General features: G+C 60.6%; 12 protein-coding genes. 2 read left to right on the top strand and 10 right to left on the bottom strand.

From position 1 onward, the window contains the following. Window positions 1-95: 95 nt before the first annotated feature. Genes ccoP through ccoN form a run of 4 tightly spaced genes read right to left on the bottom strand, consistent with a single transcriptional unit; the run spans window position 96 to window position 3479 of the window. Window positions 96-959 (bottom strand): cytochrome-c oxidase, cbb3-type subunit III, encoded by an 864-nt coding sequence (ccoP, locus tag NKI24_RS31265; protein WP_352746922.1) that lies wholly within the window; start codon window positions 957-959, stop codon window positions 96-98. 2 nt (window positions 960-961) lie between these two features. Beyond that, a complete protein-coding gene (locus tag NKI24_RS31260) occupies window positions 962-1111 on the bottom strand; it encodes a CcoQ/FixQ family Cbb3-type cytochrome c oxidase assembly chaperone (RefSeq protein ID WP_023759205.1) in 150 nt (49 codons plus the stop codon). Between the two features lie 14 nt (window positions 1112-1125). Then, window positions 1126-1857 (bottom strand): cytochrome-c oxidase, cbb3-type subunit II, encoded by a 732-nt coding sequence (ccoO, locus tag NKI24_RS31255; RefSeq protein ID WP_352750290.1) that lies wholly within the window; start codon window positions 1855-1857, stop codon window positions 1126-1128. Window positions 1858-1868: 11 nt separating this feature from the next. Further along, window positions 1869-3479, bottom strand: a complete 1611-nt coding sequence (gene ccoN, locus NKI24_RS31250) for a cytochrome-c oxidase, cbb3-type subunit I (protein WP_352750289.1) — start codon at window positions 3477-3479, stop codon at window positions 1869-1871. A 252-nt stretch (window positions 3480-3731) separates the two neighbouring features. Between ccoN and NKI24_RS31245 the strand changes: the two genes are divergently transcribed. Beyond that, window positions 3732-4148, top strand: a complete 417-nt coding sequence (locus NKI24_RS31245) for a hemerythrin domain-containing protein (protein ID WP_352694176.1) — start codon at window positions 3732-3734, stop codon at window positions 4146-4148. On the opposite strand, the gene NKI24_RS31240 is transcribed toward NKI24_RS31245, so the two are convergent. After that, complete coding sequence (locus tag NKI24_RS31240; RefSeq protein ID WP_352746931.1) at window positions 4145-4873, bottom strand: Crp/Fnr family transcriptional regulator; 729 nt, start codon at window positions 4871-4873, stop codon at window positions 4145-4147. The genes NKI24_RS31245 and NKI24_RS31240 overlap by 4 nt on opposite strands. 155 nt (window positions 4874-5028) lie before the next feature. On the opposite strand from NKI24_RS31240, the gene hemN reads away from it, so the two are divergent. Then, on the top strand, window positions 5029-6378 hold the full coding sequence (gene hemN, locus NKI24_RS31235) for an oxygen-independent coproporphyrinogen III oxidase (RefSeq protein ID WP_352750288.1): 1350 nt from the start codon (window positions 5029-5031) through the stop codon (window positions 6376-6378). 12 nt (window positions 6379-6390) lie between these two features. On the opposite strand, the gene NKI24_RS31230 is transcribed toward hemN, so the two are convergent. From NKI24_RS31230 to NKI24_RS31210, 5 genes are all read right to left on the bottom strand, one after another. Continuing rightward, the gene (locus NKI24_RS31230) at window positions 6391-6885 is read right to left on the bottom strand and encodes a potassium channel family protein (protein WP_352750287.1); all 495 of its coding nucleotides are present in this window, start codon (window positions 6883-6885) and stop codon (window positions 6391-6393) included. Next, the gene (locus tag NKI24_RS31225) at window positions 6886-7218 is read right to left on the bottom strand and encodes a DUF779 domain-containing protein (RefSeq protein WP_352453054.1); all 333 of its coding nucleotides are present in this window, start codon (window positions 7216-7218) and stop codon (window positions 6886-6888) included. A gap of 68 nt (window positions 7219-7286) precedes the next feature. Beyond that, entirely contained in the window at window positions 7287-8804 is a 1518-nt protein-coding gene (adh, locus tag NKI24_RS31220) for an aldehyde dehydrogenase (protein WP_352453032.1), read from the bottom strand. Window positions 8805-8949: 145 nt separating this feature from the next. Then, window positions 8950-9918: a helix-turn-helix domain-containing protein gene (locus NKI24_RS31215; protein WP_352453031.1), complete on the bottom strand. Its 969-nt coding sequence runs from the start codon at window positions 9916-9918 to the stop codon at window positions 8950-8952. A gap of 657 nt (window positions 9919-10575) precedes the next feature. Further along, window positions 10576-10797, bottom strand: a 222-nt coding sequence (locus NKI24_RS31210; protein ID WP_352750286.1) for a hypothetical protein, incomplete at its 5' end; no start/stop codon positions are given.

The following is a 10797-nucleotide window of genomic DNA, read 5'->3' as shown; positions in this document are numbered from 1 at the left end:
CAGGTCAAACGCCAGGTACACGCAAACAAATCGAGGCCCGGCAGAGCCGGGCCTCGTCGCTTGGACGGTGAGGGCCGGAGAATAGACCCCCGTTCCTATTCTCCACCGCCTAGCGAATGTATGTAGACCGCCAGCTCCTTGATCCTGGTTTCGCCCAGCCGCGCGCCCCAGGCCGGCATCACGCCCTGTTGCGGCGCGGCGACCTGGGCGGCGATGGCCGCTTCGCCCGATCCGTAGAGCCAGATAGCATCGGTCAGATCCGGAGCGCCGAACTCCTTGTTGCCTGTCGCATTGTCGCCGTGACAGGCCACGCAATTTTCGGCAAAAACCCTGGCACCGGGCGCCACCAACGATTGATCGCCGACGGTTTCGGACAGGCTGGCAACATAGGCGCTGACCTGTTTGATCTGGTCTGCGGTGATGATGTCGCCGAACGCTGGCATTTCCGACAGGCGCGTATCCGGATCGGAGGCGAAGCGGATGCCATGCGTAATCGTCTGCTGGATCTGGTCCGCCTTGCCGCCCCACAGCCAGTCGTCGTCATTGAGGTTGGGGAAGCCCTTGGAGCCCTGGGCGCCGGAACCATGGCACTGCACGCAATTGAGCTTGAACGCGGCGCCGCCGGCAGCGACCGCGAATTCGCGCAGTGTATCGTCGGCGGCGATCTCAGAGACGTTTTTCGATTCTATTGCCGTGACGTATTTGCCCTTGGCCACCTCGGCCGCCATCAACTCGTGACCGACCTCGTTGCGGCTGGAGTAACCCAGCACGCCCTTGGTTGCCGAATGCAGCAGAGGCCATGCCGGATAGGCGATGGTATATCCGATCGCCCAGACAATGGTGATGTAGAAGGTAATGACCCACCAGCGCGGGAGCGGGTTGTTCAGCTCGCGAATACCATCCCATTCATGACCAGTGGTCGAAACGCCAGAGATCTCATCGATATGCTCGTCGCTCATGATCACTCGTCCTCAAGGGGAATCCGGGCGGCTTCGTCGGCCAGCTTGCGGCTGCCGGGGCGCAGGGCAAAGGCGATCGCGCCGACAAAGAACAGAGCCATGGCGACCAGGCCCCAGCTGTCGGCGAACTCCCGCATCAAATTGTAATCCATGGGTAAAACTCCTCTCAGCGGTAGCCGGCGGCTTCGTCGTAGTTCTTGAAATCGACCAGCGTGCCGAGCATCTGGAGATAGGCGACGAGGGCATCCATTTCGGTGACCTGTTGCGGGTTGCCGTCGAAGTCGCCGATCTTGGCTTTGGGGTAGCGGGCCTCGAGGCCGGATGTGTCGGCGTTGGGATCGGCCTGCGCCATCAGATCGGCATTGGCGTGCGCGATCATGTCATCGTTGTAAGGGACACCGACACGGCGGTTGGCGACCAGATGCGTCGAGAAGTCCTTCACGTCGATCGGCGCGTCCTTCAGAAATGCGTAGCTCGGCATGATCGATTCCGGCACCACCGAACGCGGATCCGTAAGGTGCTCGACGTGCCATAGATTAGAGTAGCGGTCGCCAACCCGGGCGAGGTCCGGTCCGGTGCGCTTCGATCCCCACTGGAAGGGATGATCGTACATCGACTCGGCCGCCAGGCTGTAATGCCCATAGCGCTCGACTTCGTCGCGGAATGGCCTGATCATCTGGCTGTGGCAGAGGTAGCAGCCCTCGCGCACATAGATGTTGCGCCCCACCAGTTCGAGTGGCGAGTAAGGGCGCATGCCCTCCACCTTCTCGATCGTGTTGTCGAGATAGAAGAGCGGTGCGATCTCGACGATGCCGCCGACCGTCACCACAAGAAGGGAGCCAACGAGAAGGAGCGTAGCGTTCTTCTCGATGATCGCGTGTTTGTCCATCAAGCCCATTGTCTGGCTCCTTATTCGGCAGGCTGAAGGGCGGGAACAGCGCCGGGCATCGGCTCCTCCTCGCGCTGGTAGCCGAGGATGGTCATGGCGATGTTCCAGGCCATGACCAGGGCGCCGGAGAGGTACATGGCCCCGCCGATGGCACGCATGACATAGTAGGGGTGCATGGCGGCCACGGTTTCGGCGAAGGAGTAGACCAGGAAGCCCTGCTCGTCGTATTCGCGCCACATCAGGCCCTGCATGATGCCGGACACCCACATGACGGCCGCGTAGACGACGATGCCGAGCGTCGCCAGCCAGAAGTGCCAGGTGACCAGCCGCAGCGAGTAGAGCCGTTGGCGGTTCCAAAGCTTCGGCACCATGTAATAGATCGCGCCGAACGAGATCATGCCGACCCAGCCGAGCGCACCGGAGTGCACGTGACCTATGGTCCAGTCGGTATAGTGCGACAGCGAATTGACCGCCTTGATCGACATCATCGGGCCCTCGAAGGTCGACATGCCGTAGAAGGCGATGGCCATCACCATCATGCGGATGATCGGATCGGTGCGTAGCTTGTCCCAGGCGCCCGACAGCGTCATCAGCCCGTTGATCATGCCGCCCCATGACGGCATCCACAGCATGATCGAAAACACCATGCCGAGCGTCTGCGCCCAATCAGGCAGGGCGGTGTAGTGCAGGTGATGCGGACCGGCCCAGATGTAGAGGAAGATGATCGCCCAGAAGTGGATGATCGACAGGCGGTAGGAATAGACCGGCCGGTTCGCCTGCTTGGGCACGAAGTAATACATCATGCCGAGGAAGCCGGCGGTGAGGAAAAAGCCGACGGCGTTGTGGCCGTACCACCATTGCGTCAGGGCGTCCTGGACGCCGGAAAAGGCGGAGTAACTCTTGGAACCCAGGAATGAGGCCGGCATCGAGAGGTTGTTGACCACATGCAACATCGCGATGGTCACGATGAAGGAGAGGTAAAACCAGTTGGCGACGTAGATGTGCGGCTCCTTGCGCTTCAGGATCGTGCCGAGGAACAGGATGAGATAGGCGACCCAGACGATGGTTAGCCAGATGTCCACATACCATTCGGGCTCGGCGTATTCGCGGCTCTCGGTGATGCCGAGCAGGTAGCCGGTCGCGGCCATGACGATGAAGAGCTGGTAGCCCCAGAACACGAACCAGCCGAGATCGCCGCCGAACAGCCGAGCGCGGCAGGTGCGCTGGACGACATACAGGGACGTGCAGAGCAGCGCATTGCCGCCGAAGGCGAAGACGACGCCCGACGTATGCAATGGCCGTAAACGGCCGAAGTTAAACCAGGGCTGAATGTTGAGATCGGGGTAGGCAAGTTGCAGCGCAATGACGACGCCGACCAGCATGCCGACGACACCCCAGAACATGGTGGCGATGGCGCCATAGCGGATTGGCCCATCCATGTAGGCGGACGGGTCGATCGGAGCAGCCACTTCGAAATTCGTGTTGCGGATGAGGATGGCGACAAAGCCGAGCAGCACAAAAAACAGTACCCACATATGCTGCCGGAATGGCTCGTCCACACCGAACCCGGCTGCCACAAGGGCCGCAAATGTGAACAGGCCCAAGGCGAAGATTTGCGTGCCGAACTTCATGACCTGTCCCCGACCTCGGATTGGGATGCGCGGATACCAATCCGCTTGACACCAATTCAGCAGTCGCGTCGTCGCTGCCTTGATCCATGTCAAAGCCATTTGCTTTTGGGTTGGGCAGCTTCCAACTCGCAAACGATCAGGAGGCTTTCATTGGACGGGGAGAACGAGCGGAAATCGTCGCTGTTTGAAGCCCGCCGCGAGATTTCGATGCCGGTCGGACGGTTCGATCGAGAGTTCCTCCCTAGCGCTGTGATGAAACGTGCCCATGGGGAAAAGCTGCGGCTCTGTGACGCCTTGGAAAAGATCGCCGACACGTTGCCGGCCGCAGATCGCCTGAAGTGTATTGGCGTGGCCAACGCGATCGTTCCGCTGTTGCGCAACATTCACCAATACGAGGAGACGGTTATCTTTCCGGCGTACGAGGCTGCTTTGACTGGCAGCGATGCCAACCTTGCTTCAACTCGTCGATTGCGCGCAGAACACGTCGAGGACCAATGCTTTGCCGGCGAGGTGACTGAAATCCTGCTGGCGATCGGCCATGGCGAGACAGTCGACAATGCCGAGGCTGTCGGCTTCATGCTGCGCGGCTTATTCGAAAGCTTGCGCCGGCATATCGCCTTCGAACGCGAGCACGTCTTGCCGATGATCGGGGTCGTCGATGCCAGTTAGGCGCCGGAGCGTCGCTGCAGCCGGCTCATGTTCTCCACAGTCACGTGCCGGTTGTTGTCGATCCGGATTACGCTGTCTGTTCTCAGTCTGGTCAACTGGCGGCTGACCGTCTCGATCGTCAAGCCGAGAAAATCGGCGATGTCGGCGCGCCTCAGCGGCAGGTCAAAGCTTGTCGACTGGGCCGCCGGGTCAAGCGTAGGATCGATATTCCTGGCGATCATCAGGAGAAAGCTCGCCACCTTTTCCGCAGCACTCTTGCGCCCCAGCGTCACCATCCAGTCGCGGGCTTCGTCGAGTTCGTTCAGCGTCTGCTTGAGCAGACGATGCTCGAGTTCCGGCGATTCCTTCATCATGCGCTCGATGGCGGCCTTTGGAAATGAACACACCGAAACGGCGGTTGCGGCTTCGGCGTTGATCGCGCTTTCCACCTTGAAGGGACTGCCTAGAAAATCGGGGGCAAACTGGAGGCCGACAATCTGCTGGCGTCCGTCCGACAGGCTCTTTGTGAGCTTCACCACGCCGGAAAGCACGTTCGAATAACGGTCGACGGTCTCGGTGTCACCAATCAGTTCTGCGCCCGGTTCAACGGTATGCTTCGATGAGGTCTTTGCGAGGCCCACCAGTTGATCGGGATCGAGCGCGCCGCAGACGCCATGGTGGCGCGCTTCGCATGATCGGCAAAGCACTGGAATGCCGGTGCTGTGAATATCCTGACGCACTGTCATCATGATCGTCCGAGGACCCAAACTGCCGGCAAGATAGCATCGGCGGCAGGAAAATCCTTGCGGCAGTTTGTCCACAGCGGACTTTGACCGAAATCAAGGCTGCCGGCCAGTAATGTGGTGAAAGTCGGGCCATGCAAAGTGGAGCGGATAGAGGCGTGCGGCCAGAATTAGTTGCCAGACTTGGTGAGAACGTGCCGCGCTATACGAGCTACCCGACAGCGCCGCATTTCAATGCAAGCGTCGATGCTGCCGTTTGTCGAGGCTGGCTGCAGGCGCTCGACGAGGGCCACGAGATATCGCTCTATCTGCACATCCCGTACTGCGACAAGCTTTGCTGGTTCTGTGCCTGCCATACCAAGCAGACACGCCACTACGAACCGGTGAGCACGTATCTTCGCTCGCTGCATGCCGAGATCGCCACCGTCGCCAGTCTTGTCGCAGGCAAGGGCCGCGTGCGTGCCGTCCATTTCGGCGGCGGTTCGCCAACGATGCTCAAACCGGAGGATCTGGTGGCGGTGGGAACCGTCCTGCGCAACAGCTTCACCTTTCTTCCCGGCGCCAAGATCAGCGTCGAAATCGAACCCAATGATATGGACGATGCCCGCCTCGACGCACTCGCCGAAATCGGCATGGCCCGTGCGAGCCTCGGCGTCCAGGATTTTGACCCGAAGGTGCAAAAGGCAATTAACCGCGAGCAGAGCTTTTTGCAGACCAAAGCGGTAGTCGACGGCGTTCGTTCGCGCGGCGTCGAATCGGTCAATCTGGACCTGCTCTACGGCTTGCCACACCAGACCAGGGAGAGCGTCTCCTCCACCGTCGCGCAGGCACTGACCCTGGAACCGGATCGGATAGCGCTTTTTGGCTACGCCCATGTGCCGTGGTTTAAGAAACATCAGACGATGATCGACGAGGCATGGCTGCCGGGTCCGGCAGAGCGGTTTGCTCAATCGCGACTTGCGGCGCGGGCGATCGTGGACCAGGGATACGAAGCAATCGGGCTCGACCATTTCGCCAAACCGGGCGATGCCCTCGCGCTTGCCGCCCGCGCCGGAACACTGCACCGGAACTTCCAGGGCTATACCGAGGATCGCTGCGAGACCTTGATCGGCCTTGGCCCGTCATCCATCAGCCAGTTTCGCCAGGGCTATGCACAGAACATTCCTTCGACCGCCGAATATGGACGCATGGTTGCAGAAGGAGGGCTGGCAGCGGTCCGAGGCATTGCGCTTTCCGAAGACGACCGCGTTCGCGGCTGGATCATCGAGCGATTGATGTGTGACTTCGCCTTCTCGGCGATTGAGCTGGTGGAGCGCTTTGGCGAAGCCGGCCAAAGACTTCTCCTCAAGGCGAGTTCCACGGCTCTTCATGGTCCTGCGCGGCTGCTTGAACTTGATGGTGACCGCTTCGTCGTGCCGGCGGAAAGCCGGCCCTTTGTCAGAAGCACCGCAGCGAAGTTCGACAAATATTTCGAAACCGGTACAGCCAGGCATTCCGTAGCGGTCTGAACGATCGCCCGTTCAGAAATGCTCGCCGGCCTTGAACGGGCCGATGCGGGTGCCTGCCGCAATCAGGTAGGCGGTCGACCAGCCGATGAGCAGAAACCCGTTGACGCCTTCGAGCGCCGCCAGGACACGCCACGCGTGAGCGGGCACGATGTCGCCATAGCCGACGGTCGAAAAGGTAATGGTCGAAAAATAGAGCGCGGTTTCGAAGTCAGCGAAGATATCAAGCAACCGGTACAGGCCCGCCCAGAGCCAGACCTCCGTGGTCATGACGGCAAAGAGTCCCATCACCACGCTGATCATTGCGACGATACGGCTGCGGCGTCCGTGCATGCGAAACCGGGCGACCAGGTGTCCCATCGCGTGCGTGATGGCGATCAGACCGAAGGTATGGATCAAGACCGTCAAACTTATGACGACGGTGCCGATGAGCAGATTGAGGATCATCTTCGGAAGGTAGAGATTGCGGCGGCGCCTTCCTTGTTCGAAATCAAAACCGGCAGGTTTCACCTATACGGCACAGATTGTCGACCGCGTCAGGAACCGCTTCTCGCGCCCGTTGTCGAGCGAGAACATGCCGCCGCGACCAGGCACAACGTCGATGATGAGATCGGTATGCTTCCAGGCCTCGAATTGCGACGCTCCGATGTAGAACGGCGCGTCGCCGATATGGCCGAGCAGCACGTCGTGGTCGCCGACGATGAAGCCGGCACGCGGGTAGCACATGGGCGAAGAGCCGTCGCAGCAGCCGCCGGATTGATGAAACAGCACCGGACCGTGCTCGGCAACGATCTCGGCGAACAGTTCAAGGGCTGCCGGTGTCGCGGTAATCTTCGCTCGCATCATGTTTTCCGATTTCCAGCCTTTGGCGCGGCCCCTCGCGGAGCCGCGCCTGTGGGTCAAACCGGCGATCAGAAGAAGCCGAGCTTCTTCGGGCTGTAGCTGACCAGCATGTTTTTGGTCTGCTGGTAGTGGTCGAGCATCATCTTGTGCGTCTCGCGGCCGATGCCGGACTGCTTGTAGCCGCCGAAGGCCGCATGCGCGGGATAGGCGTGGTAGCAGTTGGTCCAGACGCGGCCCGCCTGGATCGCGCGGCCGAACCGGTAGGCGCGATTGCTGTCGCGTGTCCAGATACCGGCGCCGAGGCCGTAGAGCGTATCGTTGGCTATGCTGAGCGCTTCGTCGTCGTCCTTGAAGGTCGTGACCGAGACCACCGGTCCGAAGATCTCTTCCTGGAAGATGCGCATCTTGTTGTGGCCCTTGAACACCGTAGGCTTCATGTAGTAGCCGCCGGCGAGATCGCCGGGCAGGACGTTGCGGGCGCCACCGGTCAGCACCTCCGCGCCTTCCTGGCGGCCGATGTCGATATAGGACAGGATCTTCTCCAACTGCTCGGATGATGCCTGGGCACCGATCATCGTTGCCGGGTCGAGCGGATCGCCCTGCACGATCGCCTCGACGCGCTTGAGGGCGCGTTCCATGAACGTATCGTAGATCGATTCATGGATGAGCGCGCGGCTCGGGCAGGTACAGACCTCGCCCTGGTTTAGCGCAAACATGACGAAGCCTTCGATCGCCTTGTCGAAGAAATCGTCATCCTCGGCGACAACATCCTTGAAGAAGATGTTTGGCGATTTGCCGCCCAATTCCAGTGTTACGGGGATAAGGTTCTGGCTGGCATATTGCATGATCAGCCGGCCCGTCGTGGTCTCGCCGGTAAAGGCGATTTTGGCAATGCGCGGCGACGACGCGAGCGGCTTGCCGGCTTCGAGGCCGAAGCCGTTGACGATGTTGAGCACACCCGGCGGCAGCAGATCGCCGATAAGATCGGCCCACAGCAAGATGGCAGCCGGCGTCTGCTCGGCAGGCTTCAGCACGACGCAGTTTCCGGCGGCAAGCGCGGGAGCAAGCTTCCAGCAGGCCATCAGCAGCGGAAAGTTCCAGGGGATGATCTGGCCGACCACGCCGAGCGGCTCATGGAAATGATAGGCAACGGTATCGTCGTCGATCTGCGAAAGGCTGCCTTCCTGGCCACGCAAGGCACCGGCGAAATAGCGAAAATGGTCGATGGCTAGAGGCAGGTCGGCGGCGGTCGTTTCGCGGATCGGCTTGCCGTTGTCCCAGGTTTCGGCACATGCGAGGAGATCGAGGTTTTCCTCCATGCGGTCGGCGATGCGATTGAGGATGAGTGAGCGCTCGGCCACGCTCGTGCGCCCCCAGGCGTCCTTGGCGGCATGGGCAGCGTCTAAAGCCGCCTCGATGTCCTGGGCATCCGAGCGAGCCACCTCGCAGAGCAACTGACCATTCACCGGCGAGAAGTTTTCGAAATAACGGCCCGAACGCGGCTCGGCCCATTTGCTACCGATGAAATTGCCGTAGCGCTTATCGAAGGGCGCCTTGACCGGGCGTGAGAATTCTACCTTGTTCATGTGTCTTCCTCCCAAGGCTGACGCCGCGGAATGCGACGCTTCGGGAAGACACTTGCGATCTCCCACCGCTATTGCCAATACGCCGGGGACAGTGGGCGGGCGGGATGTGTCGCAGAATTGCGACAGTCATGCGACGTTTCAAAAGTCAGTGGGACCTGTGGACGTCCAGGCGGTTGAGCTTGCGGTGAAGCGTGGCGCGACTGATGCCGAGCGCATGGGCCGCGGCCGAGACATTTCCGTCTGCCCGCGCCAGCGCCCGCTGCAGGACGCCGCGCTCCGCCTCGGCGAGGACTTCGGGGCCGCTCTCGGCCCAACCGAGCAGATCGGCCGCAGGCATCGGCTTGTCGAGACACTGTTGCGTAATTCCAAGCGCCAGGCGAGCCGAACGGGTCGCGCCGACCACAAGGTCGTCCGCATCAACCGCGATCAACGCGCCGGAACCCTTGTCGGGCACCGGCGCCAGCAGAATGCGCGCCTTGGGGAATGCCATCTTGAAGTTCTCCGCCTCGATCCGACGCGCCGCGTCGACGACGGCCATAGAAATAAGGTTGGAGAAGACCTCGGTCAGATCAGCCCGGCAGGAAGACACGTCAAGCGCAGCCACAAGGTCTCCACGGTGATCATAGATCGGAGCCGTGGTGCAGCTCAGCCCGGTGTTGCGCGTGTGAAAATGCTGATCACGGTGGATCGTCAGGACGCGCTGTTCCACCAGGCAGGTGCCGATACCATTGGTGCCCTCGCTCTCCTCGTTCCAGACGGACCCTGTCCATAACCCCCAGGAACGAAACGTCTCGTCGTCCACAGGCGCGCCGCGCCGTTCGACCGGCACGCCGTCGCGATCGGCGAGCAGGACGCAGCATCCAACGCCGCCCACCGCAAGATAGAGCCGGTCCAGGCTTGATTGAGCAACCCGGACGAGCGGCCCGATGCGTTGCCGGGCCTGTCCCAATTCCGCCTCTGTCAGGTAGCGTGGGGGGCTGCAATCGGCCGGATCGAGCCGGTGCAGACTGGAAGACCGTCGCCAGGAAGCGACCAGCGCGGACTTCGCCGCCGCGTCCGAAGCGATCGCGGCCTGAACGCGGTCGGCGTGATGACCGGATAGATCCTCACCCATGCTTGTCCTCCCAAGCCCAGTTCTTCCTTTCGGCTACTAGACCACGGTTGCTTCAAGACAAGGCAACGCGGGTGTCGTATCAGATTTCGCTTTCTATCAACGCACTGTCAATTCGACAGAAGAACCAGACATCCTCTATGTTTTCCTGTCAGTCAGTGACGTTTGGCCAATGGATAGTCGTCCTCGCCTGTGCATTCTCTCTCTTCCAGGCAACCTTTCGGTTAATCCCCTAAAAGCCTATCGGCATGAACTGGGCATTCATTGATCTAGGGCAAAGACGACCGACCATAATCAGCCGCGGGACCGTGCGGAACAATACGGGAAGATTTCTGATTTTGGCCAACGAAAAAGCCAATAAAATCAACGGTCACGGGTACGTCTCCGGCAAAGACGAGTAGCGACGTGCGCATCGGAGGGGCGACGGACGGCGGAACGTTCCGCTGCAAATTTCGGGGGTTCGAGTCGCTAGAGGGATACCGCCAATACAGTGCTGTGACCGAGTTCGTTTGCTGACGGGGCTTCTTAGTCAGCGCAAATAGGTCCTACACCAGAATGATGCGCCTGGCCGGTGACAAAAGAATCTCTGCTGGACCGCCGATGATATGGGGAGCCGCTCGCAAATCGCGCCCTACGCGCGGGTTGATCGGTTGATCAACATCAAAGCTTGAATATGAGAAATGCGCTAACTGTGACGGCCGTGGTCACCGTGGCTCGTGTGTCAGCAGATGTGGTAAGGTTGAATATCAGCGAGTGGCAGAGGTCCAGCAACAATGACTTTGAGACGAACCAGAGCATACGGCGCATCCGGCTTGGTTCTAGCGGTTTGCACTGTGTTTGCTTGGCAGAACGCCACTGCCGCTCAAAATTGCGACGCAGCCG

This window comes from Mesorhizobium sp. M0701, assembly GCF_040320365.1.
Lineage (GTDB): Bacteria > Pseudomonadota > Alphaproteobacteria > Rhizobiales > Rhizobiaceae > Mesorhizobium.
The sequence above is the reverse complement of the archived record's forward strand: the minus strand, read 5'-3'. Positions and strand labels throughout refer to the sequence as shown.